Source organism: Proteus mirabilis ATCC 29906 (genome assembly GCF_000160755.1).
Classification (GTDB): domain Bacteria; phylum Pseudomonadota; class Gammaproteobacteria; order Enterobacterales; family Enterobacteriaceae; genus Proteus; species Proteus mirabilis.
Genome location: NZ_GG668581.1, coordinates 49,065 through 67,978, shown reverse-complemented (window position 1 = coordinate 67,978; position 18,914 = coordinate 49,065). Strand labels below are relative to the sequence as shown.

The 18,914-nt window shown below is 36.9% G+C and carries 16 protein-coding genes, 1 tRNA gene and 2 pseudogenes; 14 read left to right on the top strand and 5 right to left on the bottom strand.

Annotated features, from left to right (window positions below; translation table 11 throughout):
- Positions 1–34 precede the first annotated feature (34 nt).
- Complete coding sequence (gene ampH / locus HMPREF0693_RS14115; RefSeq protein ID WP_036900676.1) at positions 35–1,252, bottom strand: D-alanyl-D-alanine-carboxypeptidase/endopeptidase AmpH; 1,218 nt, start codon at positions 1,250–1,252, stop codon at positions 35–37.
- Between the two features lie 1,471 nt (positions 1,253–2,723).
- Between ampH and HMPREF0693_RS14110 the strand changes: the two genes are divergently transcribed.
- From HMPREF0693_RS14110 to HMPREF0693_RS14100, 3 genes are all read left to right on the top strand, one after another.
- A tRNA-Leu gene (locus HMPREF0693_RS14110) sits at positions 2,724–2,808 on the top strand.
- A gap of 188 nt (positions 2,809–2,996) precedes the next feature.
- Positions 2,997–4,244 (top strand): tyrosine-type recombinase/integrase, encoded by a 1,248-nt coding sequence (locus tag HMPREF0693_RS14105; protein ID WP_004246178.1) that lies wholly within the window; start codon positions 2,997–2,999, stop codon positions 4,242–4,244.
- A gap of 223 nt (positions 4,245–4,467) precedes the next feature.
- Entirely contained in the window at positions 4,468–5,373 is a 906-nt protein-coding gene (locus HMPREF0693_RS14100) for a DNA cytosine methyltransferase (RefSeq protein WP_004246176.1), read from the top strand.
- Here HMPREF0693_RS14100 and HMPREF0693_RS14095 read toward each other — a convergent pair.
- The gene (locus tag HMPREF0693_RS14095) at positions 5,354–6,325 is read right to left on the bottom strand and encodes a NotI family restriction endonuclease (RefSeq protein WP_004246175.1); all 972 of its coding nucleotides are present in this window, start codon (positions 6,323–6,325) and stop codon (positions 5,354–5,356) included. The genes HMPREF0693_RS14100 and HMPREF0693_RS14095 overlap by 20 nt on opposite strands.
- Positions 6,326–7,107: 782 nt before the next feature.
- On the opposite strand from HMPREF0693_RS14095, the gene HMPREF0693_RS14090 reads away from it, so the two are divergent.
- Positions 7,108–8,961, top strand: coding sequence for an AIPR family protein (locus HMPREF0693_RS14090; RefSeq protein ID WP_237612782.1), 1,854 nt, complete (start codon positions 7,108–7,110; stop codon positions 8,959–8,961).
- Between the two features lie 571 nt (positions 8,962–9,532).
- Here HMPREF0693_RS14090 and HMPREF0693_RS14085 read toward each other — a convergent pair.
- From HMPREF0693_RS14085 to HMPREF0693_RS14075, 3 genes and pseudogenes are all read right to left on the bottom strand, one after another.
- Positions 9,533–9,823: pseudogene (locus tag HMPREF0693_RS14085) on the bottom strand (restriction endonuclease); the annotation flags it as partial.
- 185 nt (positions 9,824–10,008) lie between these two features.
- On the bottom strand, positions 10,009–10,218 hold the full coding sequence (locus HMPREF0693_RS14080; protein WP_004246169.1) for a helix-turn-helix transcriptional regulator: 210 nt from the start codon (positions 10,216–10,218) through the stop codon (positions 10,009–10,011).
- Positions 10,219–10,323: 105 nt separating this feature from the next.
- Entirely contained in the window at positions 10,324–10,911 is a 588-nt protein-coding gene (locus HMPREF0693_RS14075; RefSeq protein ID WP_004246168.1) for an inovirus Gp2 family protein, read from the bottom strand.
- A 437-nt stretch (positions 10,912–11,348) separates the two neighbouring features.
- On the opposite strand from HMPREF0693_RS14075, the gene HMPREF0693_RS14070 reads away from it, so the two are divergent.
- The 10 genes and pseudogenes from HMPREF0693_RS14070 to HMPREF0693_RS14025 all read left to right on the top strand — a co-directional run.
- Complete coding sequence (locus tag HMPREF0693_RS14070; RefSeq protein WP_004246166.1) at positions 11,349–12,281, top strand: hypothetical protein; 933 nt, start codon at positions 11,349–11,351, stop codon at positions 12,279–12,281.
- 61 nt (positions 12,282–12,342) lie between these two features.
- Positions 12,343–13,215, top strand: a complete 873-nt coding sequence (locus tag HMPREF0693_RS14065; protein ID WP_004246165.1) for a GTPase family protein — start codon at positions 12,343–12,345, stop codon at positions 13,213–13,215.
- 91 nt (positions 13,216–13,306) lie between these two features.
- A complete protein-coding gene (locus tag HMPREF0693_RS14060) occupies positions 13,307–13,732 on the top strand; it encodes an antirestriction protein (protein WP_004246164.1) in 426 nt (141 codons plus the stop codon).
- 13 nt (positions 13,733–13,745) lie between these two features.
- A complete protein-coding gene (locus tag HMPREF0693_RS14055) occupies positions 13,746–14,582 on the top strand; it encodes a DUF932 domain-containing protein (protein ID WP_036932475.1) in 837 nt (278 codons plus the stop codon).
- 211 nt (positions 14,583–14,793) lie between these two features.
- A complete protein-coding gene (locus HMPREF0693_RS14050) occupies positions 14,794–15,501 on the top strand; it encodes a helix-turn-helix transcriptional regulator (RefSeq protein ID WP_004246162.1) in 708 nt (235 codons plus the stop codon).
- 177 nt (positions 15,502–15,678) lie between these two features.
- Positions 15,679–16,140: a hypothetical protein gene (locus HMPREF0693_RS14045; RefSeq protein ID WP_004246161.1), complete on the top strand. Its 462-nt coding sequence runs from the start codon at positions 15,679–15,681 to the stop codon at positions 16,138–16,140.
- Between the two features lie 162 nt (positions 16,141–16,302).
- Positions 16,303–16,791, top strand: a complete 489-nt coding sequence (locus HMPREF0693_RS14040; RefSeq protein ID WP_004246159.1) for a hypothetical protein — start codon at positions 16,303–16,305, stop codon at positions 16,789–16,791.
- Between the two features lie 65 nt (positions 16,792–16,856).
- Positions 16,857–17,303 carry an IrmA family protein gene (locus tag HMPREF0693_RS14035; RefSeq protein ID WP_004246158.1) on the top strand — a complete coding sequence of 149 codons (447 nt, stop codon included), beginning with the start codon at positions 16,857–16,859 and terminating at the stop codon, positions 17,301–17,303.
- A gap of 109 nt (positions 17,304–17,412) precedes the next feature.
- Positions 17,413–18,099: a hypothetical protein gene (locus tag HMPREF0693_RS14030; protein WP_004246157.1), complete on the top strand. Its 687-nt coding sequence runs from the start codon at positions 17,413–17,415 to the stop codon at positions 18,097–18,099.
- Between the two features lie 459 nt (positions 18,100–18,558).
- Positions 18,559–18,891 (top strand): annotated as a pseudogene (locus HMPREF0693_RS14025) (Arm DNA-binding domain-containing protein); the annotation flags it as partial.
- Positions 18,892–18,914 lie beyond the last annotated feature (23 nt).

The window sequence follows — 18,914 nt, the reverse complement described above, 5'->3', positions numbered from 1 at the left end:
TCAAGGCGCTTTTTTTATAAGTTGATTATTTCGGTTAAAAACTTTGTGCTAAAGCACGCACAAGGGCATTTGTACCTCGAGTCACTTCACTAAACTTGGTGCCATTAGCTTTACGAGTGATGACAACAAAAACACCGATATTTAATTCAGGAATGGTTGCCATATAGGTATTAAAACCACCGCCACCACCGGTTTTTTGGTAAATAGCAGGCACACCATTGGCAGGCGCCATATAAACCCATCCTAAGCCAATGCCATCCGCTCGCCCTGCAACATCCATCCCTTCAATAGAAGATAGTCGTTGGCGCGGAAAATAAATAGACTGCTCTTTACTGGCCGTCGCTTTTCTCATCGTATTATTTGAGTTTAAAAAGCCTTGCATCCAACGTTGCATATCTGCAGGCGTAGAATAAACACCCCCACTTCCGGCGGCGGCGATAGTCTCAGAACAAGGGCTGGGTCTATAACCAATTAATAATCGCTGACATTGTGTGCTACTTGGCGTTAACGTGGTATCACGCATTCCCGCAGGTTGTGTCACATACTGTTTTAATAGTTGAGGATAGTTTTTACCAGAGGCTTTCACTAATGCATCTGCTAATAAATCATAAGCCAGATTAGAATAAGAGGCAGATTGTCCCGCCGGTGTTGTTAAAGAGGCTTTTTTTAGCCAGTTCCAGCGATCGCCATGGGTTGGCCAAATAAAAACCGGTCTACCCCATTTTCCGCCGGGTTGTTCACGAGGAAAACCACTGGTATGGGTAGCTAAATGATAAAGACGAATAGGAGATTGATTGTTCACTAATGGAATATCGACACCATAATAACTATATTTTTGCAGAGGATCAGTAACCAACAACTTACCATCATCTTGTAATTTTAACATCACTTCACTCGTCATTAATTTAGTAATAGAAGCAATACGTATTAATGAGTTCATTGACGGGGTTTGACGGCTATCGGGGCTTGTAGTACCAAAAGCACGATTAAGAGATTGCGTATTGTTAATCATGACAATCACCATCCCTTGAGGGTTACTCTTTTGATAAATCTGCTGAGCATACTTATCAAAAATCTCCCGACTATTATTCGCCTTTGGTGATAAGGTGGTTGGCCATTGTGACAATTCAGGCACATTATGTTGATTAAACTTAGCGGGTAGCGTTGGCGTTACCGTTGCTCGTTGACTACAGGCATTGAGCGTAAGTAGTGCAACAGGAATGAGGAGATATTTTAGGAGATGTTTTTTCATTTTATGATCAACATAACGAGTAAGGTGAAAGAAAAGGGAACAAAATAAATCAGCCATAACATAAATGGATGATTGTTTTATCGCGTTACTTTTTGTTTTTATTTATTATTTTTAGTACAGCACCTAAAACAAGCCCAATAAAAATACCGGCCATGATCCAGCTAACAATACCCATACCATCCCCTTTATAGCAGATTTAAACCAAATTTTGATTATATTATCAGAAATAAGAATGTCTATCAGAGCAATAGTGGGTTAATGAAAAGTTGATGTAAAATAGGCTGAAGGACTTCTACAAAGAGATTTTTTGTGAAGAACATCATAAAAATCTTATTATTGGTTATTTTTTGTACATAAAAAGGGTGAAAAAAACAGGAAAGTATTACAAAGGTGTTACAATCCCCCCCTAAATTTTGCCTAGTTTTACTTTATCATTAGCTTTTCTTTATTATTCGGTTAACAGTTGTTTATCAAGTAAATGTTAATTAATGGATTTATATTCCTTAAATAGATTGGTTTTAGGTTTTATATTCTAAATATGTATTTAAATTATCCATTTTAAGGTTTTTGTAAAGATACTCACTCTGCGTGTTATACTTTGTAATACTTTAATTGTTGTGAAACATACAAATAAAACTTAATATAATCTCATCAAATCGACAGCTAAACACTAAATGCGAGTAAAGACGTATTAACAAAATTAACAAGGGAAAATGGTTAAAGAGAAATAAAACATAACAAGATGAAAGGAAAGCGTATAAATAAAAAGAGAGTAAAACGTCGCCGTAATAAAATAATAATGAATTAATCATCAGTATAAATAAATCTATTTTAATAGAGGGCTTTTTATTTAAAGATAAGACTTTTATTTAACCAAGTATTATTATCTTAAAAAATAAAAATAGTTTAAATAACAGTAAGTAAATCAATAGATAGGCAAATAAAGCTATTTATTAACTATATAGTAAAGAAATAGTTAGAGGCTATCTATTTTAAATAACAATATATATTAAATATAACACTCTATTTAAAATAAAAATTCTTCCTTACACCAGGGAAGAAAAGGGCAGTGACATTAAAAAAATAACGATAGTCATAAAAATAAAATTAAGCCCTTAAATTGCAGTACCGTCGGATCAAAACACTAACCCAGTTTTGATCCTTTTTTTATATCTCGTTATATATAATTCAATATATCGATTTTATCTACTACTCAGTTATAACGATGACAACAGAAGATAATCCATTATGCACAAATAAATGAAGTCAGTGTGCTAAGAGACTTAGGGATTGAGACTTGTTAAATTCAATGTTGCTTATCGATAGATGAATGTTACAAGTTTGCCCCATTCATAGAAGAACGATAAGATAAATGCACTTTTTTTCGCCAATCAAACTGAAAACCAACAATAATTGTTGCGAGGGTTCCTCACGCAAGTATAATGAGCCTGTTTTCCAAACACACTTCAGTGCCGGAGTGGCGGAATTGGTAGACGCAGTTGATTCAAAATCAACCGCCTTCGGGTGTGCCGGTTCGAGTCCGGCCTTCGGCACCATAAGAACATCAATGGACGTCAACGGACGTCTTTTTTTGTATCTGAAATCCCTGTTTTACAAGGCTTTTCCTCACTTTTTAGTCTTCCCAAGTATACTAAGGTCAACCCACATCAAGTACCTGCTGTTGGTATATGTGTTGGTATCTCTCGATTCGATAATAGTTTGTACCAACGCAAGGAGATAAATCATGGCTCTTACTGATGCTAAAGTCAGGGCTGCTAAGCCTCTGGATAAATCGTATAAATTAACAGACGGTGATGGTATGCACTTGATGGTACATACCAACGGCTCAAAATATTGGCGTTTACAGTATCGCTTTGGCGGTAAGCAAAAAATGTTAGCTCTGGGTATCTATCCTGACATTTCACTCGCAGAAGCCAGAGAGAAAAGAGATACAGCCAGAAAGTTAATTGCTAATGGCTTTGATTCCAGTGAAAAGCGTAAGGAAGTTAAAGAAGAGCAACAAAAAGAATTTAATACCTTCGAAAAGGTTGCTCGTGATTGGCACGCGACCAATAAGAAATGGTCAGAGGGTCATAGTAACCGAGTCCTAAAAAGCCTTGAGGACAATATCTTTGCTGCTATTGGTAAACGCAATATTGCTGAACTAAAAACTCGCGATCTACTCGAACCGATTAAAGCCGTAGAGATATCTGGACGTCTTGAGGTGGCGGCACGCTTACAACAGCGTGTGACAGCCATTATGCGTTATGCCGTACAAAGTGGTTTAATCGACTATAATCCAGCGCAGGATATGGCTGGCGCAGTTGCCACAGGCAAACGAGTCCATCGGGCAGCTTTGGAACTGAAACGTCTACCTGAGTTCTTACAACGCATCGATGATTATAAGGGAAGACCTTTAACTAAACTTGCAGTCAAACTTACCTTGTTAGTCTTCATTCGATCCAGTGAGCTGCGCTTTGCTCGTTGGGATGAAATCGATTTTGAAAATGCCATGTGGACAATCCCCGCTGAACGTGAAGCGATAGAAGGGGTGAAACACTCACATCGCGGATCAAAAATGCGTACGCCTCATTTAGTCCCTTTAAGCCGACAAGCTATTGAAATATTAAAACAAATCCATCAATTCAGCGGTAACCATGAGTTGATATTTATCGGCGATCATAATCCAAGAAAACCAATGAGTGAAAACACGGTAAACAATGCATTACGTGTAATGGGTTATGACACTAAGACGGAAGTGTGTGGGCATGGTTTCAGAACGATGGCATGTAGTTCGTTGATTGAGTCAGGACTGTGGTCGAAGGATGCGGTAGAACGACAAATGAGCCACCAAGAACGTAACTCAGTAAGAGCTGCTTATATTCATAGAGCTGAACATATTGAGGAGCGGCGGCTGATGGTGCAGTGGTGGGCGGATTATTTGGATGCGAATAGGGAAGGACATGTGGGGGCGTTTGGGTTTGGTCGATGACTTTATATTGTTACTAAGTTTCTGACTAAAGTGAAACTAAAACGTTAGCTAGTCTACCTAGTTGAAGCACTTGCAATCAATATTTGTACTGTGTTTAAATACAGTGCTTTGATGACTGCCATGTATCAATTGTAAATTTGTTGACCACTAAAAAAGAAAAGTGTGGCCATACGCTTCATTTTACGCTAGGATCTTTTAAATAATTTAAAATGAACAAACTAATATGAATATGAAACCACTAAAGGAATATAAAGTTTCCTCTTTTTTTGCGGGAATAGGTGGATTCGATTTAGGACTTGAAAGATCTGGAATGAATGTTGTTTTTCAATGTGAAATCAATAAATTCTGTCAATCAGTACTGAATAAAAATTGGCCTGATATTCCATTGTATACCGATATTACTAATTTAAAAGCGAATGATATTCCTGATAGTAATGTATGGTGTGGCGGATTTCCTTGTCAGGATGTCTCTTCTGCAAATCAAGGAAAAAGAAAAGGATTGGAGGGAGCCCGAAGTGGCTTATTTTATACTTATGCAAAACTCATCGAAGAAAGAAAACCTGAGTGGCTTATTATTGAAAATGTTCCCGGACTCCTTAATAGCCACAATGGACAAGACTTCAGAATTGTCATCGATACATTGGTCGAACTCGGGTATGGCATTTCGTGGAGAGTATTGGACGCAAAATACTTTGGAACACCACAGCGAAGAAGACGAGTGTATATTATCGGAAGTCTTGGAGACATGCGCTCCTCTAGAGTCCTTTTTGAGCAAGGAACAACTAGAATCGTTGATAAACAGGGCCAAGGAGAGAGGACAAATCCTGCCCGAGCCATTGTTACAAGCGTATCAAAAGCAGATTGCTATTCTATCCAGCATGCAAGTATCGGAAGGAAAGCAACAGCCGGGCCACAAGCTAAAGGATTTAGAAATGATGGAGAAACGTACACCCTTGACTCAAGAGGAAGCTCTGACGCTGTATGTACGCCGCATGCTCCCTTCAGAATACGAGACTCTTCAAGGTTTTCCAAGGAATTGGACTCTAATAGATTCAGAGCAATAGGGAACGCGGTAGCGGTCCCTATCGTAGAATGGATTGGAAAAAGGATTATTCTTGTAGATCAGTAAGTTCTAAATTGGGGTCAACTGTGATTGTGTTATTATCCAAACACAAAAACTCTCCCTCAAATAGCTCAGGGCGAGGGGCTCCTTGATCTGTTAAAAAACGAACAAATGTTGAGTAATTAGTAAATAAAGTTTTAGTTTTATCAATGGTTAATGGGATAGGACCAGGTTTAGGGGCTTGGTCTGTATCCTCTTTAAAAGCTAATATACATAGTGTCCAGTTATGAGCTTTAAGGTCTCTTAAGTTAGCATTTTTGAATCGTTTATGTAGATAGTCGTATAATAGAGTACCTACAGCAAAAACGATTTTTCCTCCAGTTTGATCAACAACATTTCCTTTTACAAGAAACTGTTCTTGTTGACGTCTCCATGCATTAGTTTCTATAGGGTTTGCAGCAACACGCTGCCTTAGAAATTCATTTGTTGGAGTTTCTAAAGCGGACCAAGCTGTAATATGTCGAGTTATGGCCCCGGTACTACTCGTTTCCCCCCCACCTTGCATTTCTAAGAGTACTTCATCTACCTTCCCTCTCCCTGAGAAATTTCTCATTACATAGTCTGCGTGATAGCTATTTCCTGAATCAGGTAGAGGAATATTAACTTCTCTTTTTACACCAATTTCAGAATCACGCAGTTTTGGATCTTGGTATATTAGTTTTGCAACTTTGCGTAAAATATCTATTTGATGTTCAACTAAAATGTTGTCTACTTTTTGTATTCGTCCTTCTATACTTATATCTTTTTTTTGACGAGTAGAGCAAAGCCTATGTTCGCAGACTATCCAAATTGTATTATCAGGTTTACGAACACTACATACAGGATGGTTTTTCTTACTAACTTTATCGCACGTACGATCCATAAAAGGGCACTGTGCTTCAGTATCTTTAGCTATGGGTATGATAGATTCCTTAACATCGGTTCTTTGTCCCAAATATTCAGCAATACTAACAGCCATCATGGCTCCTTTTATGAATGTTTATGCCTCTAGGTAATCGTGAGATAAAACCTATTCGCGAAATTTATGGTAATTGTTATCGGATTAGATAAAAAATTCAAGCATATCAAGGTAAATTTGAGATACCAATGTTTAGTATGATGTAGTGAAGTATTTGTATGAATCAGGATACTACTAATCGAAAAATACTATTATGATTCTTAGTATATATTTTTTAACTAGTCAATTGTTAAAAAGGTAATCTTCGTTATTGCAGTATTTCTATGTCATTAAGTATAAATTATCAAATGACTAACTGTTGGTTGAATGGAGTTTAGTTTAAAAAAGTGCACGATAGATAGGTGGGCAGATGAATGATGTAGTGCGATGTAGACTATATGGATGAATTTAGGGAGGTGATTATTTTTAGATACGAAGAATAGGCGATATTAATTTCTCAAGTGGCCTATTGTGATTTTTCATCTGTCGTCTTACCTGTTATTTTTTCAGTAGGCATAAAAATTGTAGATTATATCATTGATAAGGTAATTATAAATCCGTGTTTAAAATAATTAATTTAATTCAAAATCCGAGTGACAATATTTGATTAAACACCCTATCATGACCATTCTAGTTTATTATTCTGATGATATAAATTTTTCGAGATATTATATCTTATTTGATGGTGATTTTTCTAAATAAGATGGTTAATATTATTCTAGATAGCATCTGTAAAAATAAGTGTGGATATACTTATTTAGCTATATAATACAGAGTTAAATTATTTAATGAAAGGTTACTTTATGTCTAATATAACAAAAATAAATCATCCTATTATTAGTTCCTATGTATATGAATTTATAAGAGAAAATGAGATCGAGGAGCCGTACTCTTTTGATCAACACTTAGTTTTTGAAATGTTTTTAAATTCTTTAGTTCTTGAAATATATACAAATGATACAACAGCATCTTATCAAGATATGGAAACGGGAACTGCTATTGGTATTGATGGTGTTGCTATTTTTGTAGCAGATAAACTTGTTACTAGTATAGAAGACGTTGATTTGATAATTTCCGATCTAAAGCGTTTTGATGTTAATTTTTATTTTACTCAGGCTAAAACTACAGAGTCATTTATACGACAAGATATGAATGATTTTTTTAATGCAGTAATTAAGTTTTTTAGTTTTGATAGGGATAGCTGTTTAATTCCCGAGTTATCAGAATTTTGGGAGATAGCAAAGCATATATATAAGCAAGGAAATAAATTTAAAAGCACTCCAAAATTAAACTTAATATATGCTTCTTTAGCACCATCAGAGCCTAAATTTGAAGAGGATATTCATTTAAAAGCAGATTTGGATTTATCCAAGTCCAACATTAAAAATCTAAACTTATTTAATGAAGAAATATCTATTGATTTTTTTGGTATAAAACAGATTATGGAGCTTGAAAAAAAATCAAGTTCACAAAGAGAAATAGTGATTAATATTTCAAAAACACCAGTATCTTATCCTAAACATCCTGAAAATAAAATACAGAATGCATACTTTGGACTAATTAAAATAGAACAATTAATAGAAATGATATCTGACGATATAGGAGGGAATAAAAGAGTAATTAAAAAAGGTATATTTGATGATAATATAAGGTATTATCTAGGTGCTAATGATAAAAATAATGTAAACTTAGGAATGAAAGAGCAACTTGAAGGTTGCAACTATCATCTTTTTGGTTTATTGAATAATGGAATTACAGTTATTTGCGATGAGGCTAAATTAAACTCAGAAGAATTAACTCTTGTTAATTATCAAATTGTTAATGGATGCCAGACAAGTAATGTTATATTTGAGCTGATTGATAACTTAGGCGATAGAAAAAATATCTTTATACCTGTCCGGTTTATAGCTACAGAAGATGAGGAGACTAAAAACTCTATAATCAAAGGAACAAACAGCCAAACTTCATTAACACAAGCTCAGTTAATGGCTTTATCAAATTTTCAAAAAGCTATAGAGAGATATTATTCTATTAAACAGGAGTCAAATCGTTTTTCTATATATTACGAAAGAAGAACAGAGCAATATAGGGGAGATGATATTCCTAAAACAAAGATAATAAATATACCAATTCAAATAAAATGTGTTTCAGCATTATTTTTTAACTTACCACATGAAGTATCAGGTCAATATGGGAAAGTTGAAAAAAGTACAAGTGGTCTGTTATTTGAAAATGAAAAGCACTTATCATTTCTAAATGTATACTATGTAAGTGGATTATGTTGGTATAAAGTTGAACGTTTTGTTCAGAATCATGAAGAAGGGAGAAAATTTAGACGAGCTAGATGGCATATTATGATGCTTTTTAAACTTAGAAATTGTGATGTCAAGGATCTTGATAAACTCGGATTCAATAAAATTCCAATTGATAAAAAAATGAATAAGGCCAGTGAGCAAATAGAGAAAATTTTGTTAAAAAATGATGATTTTCTTCATGTTGAATTTATAAGAATTTTAAATTTTATAAAAGAAACATTAGTTAGTCATTACGCTAAAGAACCAGAAGAGTTATTTAATGACCGAAAATTATTTGAAAGAAAAGAAACGACAACTACATTAATTAATGCGAATAAAGAACTTAGAAAAATAAAAAAATAATATTTTTGAAATCACCATAAATAAATGGTGATTTCAAAATTGATTTTTATCTTTAATCTAGAGTAATAAAGGTGTTTATAATTATATTTATCTAGAATATTACCTATCAATCGATGTTATCGAACGAAGTCTTGGTGTTTTACCCTGTATTATCTTATCAAGAGATAGGAGCTGTCGGTTGTATAATTTTTTTTCAGTCTACCTTTGTGGGTTGCTTTTGGGACCTTAATAGATGTATTACTCTGAGTAATAATCTTCTCCAAATATGATATCGTCTAGATATCAACTATTTCGAAATAGTGTCATTAGTTCTTTTAGTATGTTTTATATACATAGATATTAGAATATGAATTCTAACATTATATATTTATTGTTATCTGTATCTGTATTTAGATTTTAACTTATCTCCGACTTTACAAAATTCTTTAGCCCAATTCATTTCGAAATATCTGTTCGTTGTTGTTTATGAAATTTTCAAATACCTAATAAATGGCGGTAAGATATCCACATCATAAAAATCTATAGTCAAGTAGAATTAATAACGTGGAGTTATGATGATAAAGATAGATGATTAGTCAAAATAATCTATATCCAGCTTCGGTAACTTAATGGCTTGTGAGTTTACGCCTACCTCGTTATCCATCATTAAATTGACTAAGCGGTTACCATCAATAAGTATCAGCCCTTCAACAGACTTAGCAAAATCAATTGCGTGAGCCCTAAAAATACCTCGCTTGGCTTTCTGTCCCGCAAGAGCGCCATAGAACGCTTGTAAATCAGGGCGACCGACTGTGCCTTGCCAGCGTTTCGCTTGTGCATAAATTCGCTCTAATCCGAGCTTATCTAACGAAATGTCCACTCCCCATTAATTGAGACATACCAAATTAGAGTTTTCTATCCTCGTTTGTGTGAACATTCATCAGCGTATTTTAGTAACGTTTTTCTAAAGAGTGTTTAATGGTGTTAGGTGCAATGTAACGTAGTAAGATGACAAATTAGGTAGGCTGTGCTAAGTGAGCTTAGTGGCTTAACATATTGGGGCGAGGCCTATCCTCTAGACTGTTCAATACGTGCGCTTAGCCATGACTCCACTTCGCTCTTCAGCCAACGTGAGCTACGGCCTAGTTTGATAGGCTTAGGAAACTCACCATCTTGGATCAGCTTATAAAACCACTTATCCGTTAACCCCGTTAAACGGGTAATAAATTTCATATCAACGAATTGGTCATCTAATAAGGGAATCGCTTGAGTGCTCATTATTGAACTCCTGTCTTTAAAGTTAAAAGGCAGAAGGGATATCGATGAATATTTAGGGATATCTCTCTTCCAAAAGATATCCCCCTCATGTTTTTTATTGGTAGATTAACGGCTGCACCCAAAAGAACGCTCGCCATCACCATAATATTTTGTATGCTCTTTGGCTAAGTAACGACAACGCTGGTTTAATTTGAATATCGCACTTTCATTGTGGGTTTCATTATTATCTAGCCAAGTAACGGCGTTGTCCGGGATATGAACTAAATAACGCTTATCAGGATGGTTTACACCAATAGCACTACACCATGCTTGTTGTACTAATGCATAGAGCGTCCCTTTGGTTTTAATAAAATCACCTAGGTTCCAATAAACATCTTTATTTAATAGCAAAAGTACATGGTAGTGTTTTTTGTTTTTTATCTCACCAAACTCTCTGACCCATACATAAAACAAAGGGCATGAATGGTTACGCTTCCATATTTTATTTTTACGTTTTAGGTCAGCATTTATTTTTGCTTTTAACGATTCAAAAAATCGGGTGATGGCATTGGAATCACTTAAGTGAATTATATCCGATGAAGGAAATCGCAAGTCCACTCGAATAGCAGTAACTCGATTATAGGTTAAGAGTGATTTACGGATGGTGTGGTTTATCTTTTGAATGTAATGCTCGTTGTAGGTGTTTCTAGACATGATTGATACCTTTGGTTGGTTTTATTTTCATATCTAGAATGGATGTTGTTAAAAATAAGAATTGATCACTTTAGAAAAATGATGAGCATATGAATTAGTGAGTCAGTGACAGGGTAATGATTAATATTCTAGGTGTAGTTATGGGATAGGTTTTCTTTATTAAGATAATACTATACCAACACGGCAAGGCTCTTCTCTATCTCATCACCGATGACCGTGACAGAGCGCTTTTGAACAAAGGTGAACTGATACTTTTTCAAGTAGTTCAACTCTGATATTAGCTTATCTAAAGATTAGTCTTCATTCTAATAATAATTTGTGTGGTTATAGTGATTTTCAACACATAAATACTGATTGTTATGTAGCATAATAACATCTTAAATACTACGTAAAATACAGCGTAAAGGTCTGCAAAAAATACTAGGTGGAGAGAGTGTATGATAAGTGTAGATGTAAATGATAATTATTTGGAGTGTAGACAATATTATGCTGTCCTATTCTGTATGCTTTCAGAAAAAACACTATTACCTGAAGATTTTTATAAAATGATTATCGAGGCAAGAGGTAAGAATGTTAATACGTTAATTCGTGAGTTGAATCAGCATGTCGGGAATGTCTTAAATAATGTTGATCATTATTTAAGAAAGGTGGAGAGAAAAACTATTCCAATAGAACAACTATCTTTTTTAAGGAATGAAAGAATATCATTTGTTATCTTAAATTTTCTCATGAAGTCGTATAATAAATACCTTATAGAAATGGGTCATAAATCAATTATGGCTGGAGTGTATAATTATTCACCTTTAAATTTGATGCCAATGATGGGTAAAAATATACCTTTTCATTATATTGTTTGTTTTTTGGATTTTGTGGTTTTATTTATGACCCCTAAAGATTTTAATGCGATAGTTTTTCAAATGAGAGATAAAGCTTCATCTATTACCAAAGAATATCCAGATCCTTTTTCATTTTTGTCAAAAAAAACTGAAGCGTTAAAATGGATAGGAGAGAGGATGATGCGCGAAAATATTGCTGCTGATGATGATGTTAATGTTCTTATTAAAAATCAGAAATGGAAAATAATTGTTTCCTGTTTTGATTATTGGGCTGTTATTTCAACCGTAGAACGTGTAAAGCTTTTTTTATTTCAAACAAGGAAGGCATGGAGCCAAAAAAAGTATCGTGATGGAGTTAAAGATAAGGCTGTACTCAATACGTATATTTCAAAATCATCTATGTTGAAATTAAAAGAAATAGCTAAAAATCATAATAAAAATATTAACGAAATTATCGAGGCTATGATTGAAGAAATTGTTTTGCCACGAGATCCACTTAAAGAACTCATATCGTTAGTTGAAAAGAAAAATTAAAACAATTTCAAATATATATTATTACCTTGAATGATGATGAATTTATTTTCAAGGAAGCAATATGAACGAATATCCTGAATTAGGAAGGGTTATTTCTGCCTTTCCTGCTTCATTTAAAAATCTGTTTTTCAACCAACTCAACTACCTAATAAACTACTCCCCCACCATCGGCCTGATGGGTAAAACTGGAGCCGGAAAATCCAGTCTGATCAATGCGCTGTTCCAATCCTCACTATCGCCCGTGAGTGATGTTTCAGGTTGTACCCGCCAAGCCCAACGCTTCAGTATGACGATGAACAATCACACGCTTACCTTTGTGGATTTACCCGGCGTAGGTGAAAGCCTTGAGCGAGATAAAGAGTACCACCAGCTCTATCGTAACTTATTGCCAGAACTAGATTTAATCATCTGGGTACTCAAAGCCGATGATAGGGCATGGTCTTCTGATGAACAATGTTATCGCTTTCTCACTGAGCAATGTGGCTACCAATCTGAACGATTTCTGTTTGTATTGAATCAGGCCGACAAAATAGAGCCCTGTCGCCAGTGGAATGAACTGAGCCACCAGCCATCCCCTGAGCAATCGGCTAACTTAGTCTCCAAGCAACAAACCGTGATAACAGCATTTAAACCGCATCATCCTGTAATGGTTGTATCTGCAATCGAAAACTATCAACTCACTGAATTAGCAGAGCAATTAATACAGGTATTACCAGCAGAGGCTAGTAGCGGTGTTGCTAGGCAACTGAACAACACTTACCGGACGCAATCTGTAGAAACTTCGGCACGTAACGATTTTGGGCAATGTATCAGTGATATTGTTGATACCATAATCGATATCATTCCATTACCCCCATTGATAAAACATACGTTTAGCACTGTCAAAAACAGCATCGTCTCCGTCGCTAAATCCCTGTGGAGCCTGTTCTTTTAGCTTATTAAATTAACGCAACATTGATGACATCTAGCGCCAGTCCTTAACGGGATTGGCGCTTTTTTATTTCTTTTTATTGGAGTATCAACTTATGAGCAACACAATTGAATCTACTATCACAATGGAATTAGTCCCTGATGAACAACGCCTTGATTTTTGGTTCAACCATTTTGGTGCAGTAAAAGGTTGGGACACCTTTGAAGTAGTGATCTTCACCACGATGGGTCAATTCTGCGACGAGTATCATGGTGGTTACTGGGAGTACGGGATGTTAAGTAATGGCGGTGCCTTTATCTTCCCCGATATCAACGCAGACACCTTAATCTTATTCAACATGCATAACGGCAATGAAGCCACCGTGAGCCAAGAGGCGGCAGGCATTGCTGTGTGTCTGATCTTGTACAGCATCTGGTCATTCCAAACAGAAAGCGAAGTCATGTGCGACCGCTTTTATCAGTTGCGTGACTACGCTTCACAACATCCCGAATCCACTGCCATTTTCCACTTAATTGATTAATCAGGAATCTATCATGAGTTTATTAGCTTCGCGTTTTGGCTCTGCCAACAGTATTCGCCGTGACCGTCCACTGACCATTGAAGAATTATTCCGTACTGTACCGAGCGTATTTTCTGAAGAAAAACACGATTCACGCAGTGAACGCTATACTTATATTCCTACCATCAGCTTGTTAGACAGCCTGCAAAAAGAAGGCTTTTATCCATTCTTTGCTTGCCAAACTCGTGTACGCGATGCGAGCCGTCGAGAACACACCAAGCACATGTTGCGGTTACGTCGCCATGACCAAATTACAGGCGTACAAGTCCCTGAAATTATTTTGCTCAATAGCCATGATGGTTCAAGCAGCTATCAGATGTTGCCGGGACTCTTTAGAGCCGTGTGTTCCAATGGTTTGGTATGTGGTGATGTATTAGGGGAAGTGAGGGTACCTCACAAAGGGGATGTGGTAGGGAAAGTAATTGAAGGGGCGTATGAGGTACTCGATACGTTTGAGCAAGTGGCTGCAAAACGCGAAAGTATGCAGTCGTTATTGTTACCTCCACCAGCCCAGCAAGCCTTTGCTGAAGCGGCTTTGACCTACCGCTTTGGTGAAGAGTTCCAGCCCGTCACGCGAGAGCAAGTTCTACAGCCTCGACGCTTTGAAGATAAAAAAGAAGACCTTTGGACGGTGTACCAACGTCTACAAGAAAACCTGATTAAAGGAGGATTATCATGCCGCACTGCAAAAGGTAAACGCGCTCGCACTCGTTCAGTGAATGGGATTGATGGCGATATCAAACTCAATAAAGCCCTGTGGGTGATGGCGGATACCTTATTTAACCAACTCGCTCCCCGCCAGCCCAACTAATTCTCCCGCCCTGACAGGTTGTGTCGTTACGCCTTACTTTCATATCGTTCAAATAAAAAGCATAACCTTATTTATCAATGAATTACTTATAGTGATTTTTCATTAAAATACCTAATGAGAATTTTTCTCAACAGACATAACCTGTCAATCCTCTAAGTTAAACTCCCTCACTTCTTAATTTCCTAACGCCTGTTATTGAGAGCAATACGTTATGTTTCAGACCAACCGAAAATATGACCGCATGGCTGTCCGACTCTCTGCGCTGATTGCCCGCTTAATGGCAGGAGAAAGCCTTGTGCTCTCATGTTTAGCCCAAGAGTTCAATGTTTCTGAACGCACGTTACAACGGGATTTACGTGAACGATTGGCTTATCTGGGTGTAGAAGGTCGGCAAGGTTGTTATCGTTTGCCTATCAATACGCTAAAAGCTTATCGAGACAAAGATGTTCTTACCTTTGTAAAACAGATTGGAATGACTCGTTTGTTTCCGGGGCTAGACAGCCGCTTACTCGGGTTACTGTTAACCCAGCAGCCCCATGCACCTTGTTTGATTTGGCATCACGCCCATAAGATTTCGGCTTTGCATGCCGACCATTTCTATCAATTGGTGTATGCCATTACCAGTAAGCAATCTATTAGCTTACTCACGCCTGAGCGTCGTTTTAATCCGCTACAACCTTATCAACTGATTTACCGTGAAGGTCAGTGGTATTTACTGGCGGAATACTACCAGCAAGTGCATGTCTTATTGTTAGAGGATATCCAGCAAGTTCAACCGCTAAATACCCCCTTCACACCGAAACACGCAGTGATGCAACTGTCACAACAAAACAGTTTTATCGCGGCCTTACCGCATTTTAGATTGATATCACAAGTACTTACCTCTCTTCCATCCCACAAAGAAAGGAGCCGACCATGACGTTATTAACCCCACCAGCATCGCCCCCCACACATTGCCCTCACTGTTCTTCTGAGCAAGACATCATTGCATGGGGCTCGGGCTGGATGTGCCGCGATTGCGGTTACGAATGGATCATGCCTATTCAAAATCACCCCCACACCGTGAATTCATCATCACATAAGGAAGCTTAAAAATATGAACACTGTTTCACACTTACAACTGGGTTTAGAACGGATCGCTATCGTTATCAGTATCTTGTTATGCCTTTGGATCACTGGCGTATTGTTAACACATTTCCAGCTTATCGCCCTCATCATGAACCCGTATGGGATCACATTGATGTACTTTGTTTTATATCTCTTGGCTTTGATTACCCCACAACTCTTGGCGCAATTAGGCTTGTGGGTTTTGAGCGCCTTTAAGGGGATTGATTATAAAATCCATTTCAACCCCAAATTAGTTGCCATTATAACTACCATCATTATCGGATTAGCCCTCTCTAGCCTACTGATCATCATGTCATCCGGTTGGCTATACGGTTTTACTGAAGGTATCGCCACCACGATATTGCTAGTTGATTTGCTTATTGCCAGTGGTATTGCCTTTTATCTTCATCGGCGAATTCGTCACTGGATTTCAGTGCGATTAAACCGCTAGCCATAACATTAAACATGATCAGCAATTTTTGTTGTGGATACCTTATTCACCATTCACCAGATAACCATCGAATACGCCATATCAGGGAAAACCAAGCACCCATTAGACGGTGTTCATCAAGCGTCAATCTGACGTTTCTATTTATGTTGATAGGAATTTATAATGAAAAAATATGTAGTTGTGGCTGCATTAGCCTCACTGTGGTTGATGGCATCACCAGCCTCTGCCGCCAGCCAGCCCCCTAAAAATACCATCTGGGAATATAAAGGCGATGGCGGTAAAACCTTATGGCAAGTGTGTGGGGGCCAAAACAGTAGCTGTAGGATTGTGGCCTCAACCAAACATTATGTTGCGGTACTGAATCATAAATCCGCGTCAGGCTGTGCATTTGGTGATTTTTATATTGTGGCAAGAACTGACGGAAACTGGCAACAACGCGATACGGGCACTTGTAGCCCTAATGCTTATGTCCAAAAAGGATACATTAATAACGGGCAATATTCGTCAGTTGATATTGGTGTCAACGGTACTATCGTCAAACGCTATCCGATAGGTTATTGGAACCAGCAAAAAGAATTATCAGGTAAAAAACGTCCACGTTGGAAAGAAAAAGACCGCACTAAAGGCGGATTGCAAACCAACCAACAATAAATCTAGATGCTCGCTACCATCACTTGTGGTAGCGAGGATGAGAAAAGATAACAAAAGGTAACGTAATGAATAAGATAAAAAGCCTATTTACGATAGGACTATTGGCAGTTAGTGCATTTAGTTTGGCTGAAGAACAACAGCGTTATGCGAGCATCACACATACGAGCTCAAATTTTATTAACCAAGGTTACTGTGGTTACTCATTCACTCTCGATAATGGCGGTAGCCATATGGTTCTAGACCATGCGGAGTTTGGAGCACTTGAACTAACGCTGCGAATGAAAGATGGACAAGGAAAAGTATTAGGGGATACGGTATTGGAAGTGGAACCTTTTGGCGATTCTAGCGCCACTCGTGCCGCCTTTGCAGGACTGGAAATTCCGTGTGAGGATGTCGCTGAATTTGAAGTTGTTAAAGCGGTGGAAGATCAGAACGGGCGTAAGGTTGAATTACCGCTATCGATCTTTGAGGCCAATAATCCAGAGTTGGCGAAGATGTCGGTGGCGAAATAAAGGTTATAATTAACATGCAAAGTGCTAGTAAATTGTTTAACGAGACTGTAATTTAACTAGCACAATTCGCTAATGGCAAAAATAAACTCACTATCTTCGGTGACATGATATGGAAAAATTTCTAACCGCGACTTCTACATTTATTGAAAAATCAACAGATACGAAATATTTTCTTTTATTTACTAGCTTTTTAATTTTAACGGATATTGCTTTGTTGAATACAATTAATATCTCAATATTGCAACTGACATATGCTGATATCACAAATAAGTTAGCTATAGGTGTGGTTCTGGTTTATATGGCATTATTTCTTTTTTATGTTTCAATATTAATGCCTGTTGTTTCTTATGTTTTGTTTGAATTTATTAAGTTTGCTTCACCACGGTTTTTGAAGATTTTTCCAGATGTAAATGAAGGGAAACTTAATAAAGAGGGATATATATCTATAGACATTCTAAAAAGTGAGGCTGTATTAGAAAATAATAGCGTAAAGCTAAATTTGTATTTAAAGCAAGAAAGTAAAAATAATGATGAATTGAGGCTGTACCAGTTAGCTTTTACCTGTTTGATTACAAGTTGTCTTTCTTTCATGCTTGTTCCCAACGGCACTAGTACTCTTTTAGGTTCTATATTTACGTATGGGCTAATATCAGGGAACTCCTGGAATATACTCGTTTCTGTATCAATGCTACTTTTAATGGGGTATTGCATATTTTTAGGGATAGGTGGATATTGCTTATATCGCTTCACTGATAGATATGTTTACTTGATGAATAATAAACATGTAAACCCATAGTTTGAGGTTTTTTGCTGGTTACTAGTAGTGGGCATAGATTAGAGGATCATTATGGTATGGTGCTTTAATCATATTTAAAAATATTCTAGGTTACTTTCAAGACTCTTAATTATTTTTAGAGTTAGCTATGAGTGTACCACTCAGCAAGGAAGGTAAGAATTTCATCTGTTGGTACATGTGTTGGTATAAATAAATTTATACTTTTAAATTTTAATTTAGATCATGAGGTTAAGTATTATGTGCGAGTCCGGCCTTCGCACCATAAGAACATCAAGAGACGTCAACGGACGTCTTTTTTTGTATCTGAAATCCAGTGTTTGCAAGGTTCCTCTCGCATTTTAACTCTACCAACGTATACTCAACTCAACCGACATCAAGTTAATGATGTGGGTACATTTGCGGGTATATGCCGATTCGATAAAGTTTTGTACCCGCAATTCGGCTGCGAGGATAGTTAAAATGGCACTTTCCGATACTAAGGTTCGTTCTGCAAAATCTGAAGATAAAGCGTATAAGCTGACAGATGGTAACGGACTATTTCTTCTGGTTCATCCCAATGGTTCTAAATATTGGCGCTTCCGTTATCGCTTCGGCGGTAAAGAAAAGATGCTAGCATTTGGCGTGTACCCTGATATCTCGCTAGCGAATGCTCGAGAAAAACGAGATGAAGCAAGAAAGCTTGTTGCTAGTGGTGTAGATCCAAGTGAAAAACGCAAAGAAGTGAAAGAAGAGCAACAAAAGGAATTTAATACATTCGAGAAAGTTGCTCGCGATTGGCACGCGACCAATAAGGCGCGGTTTTTTAACTAACGAAG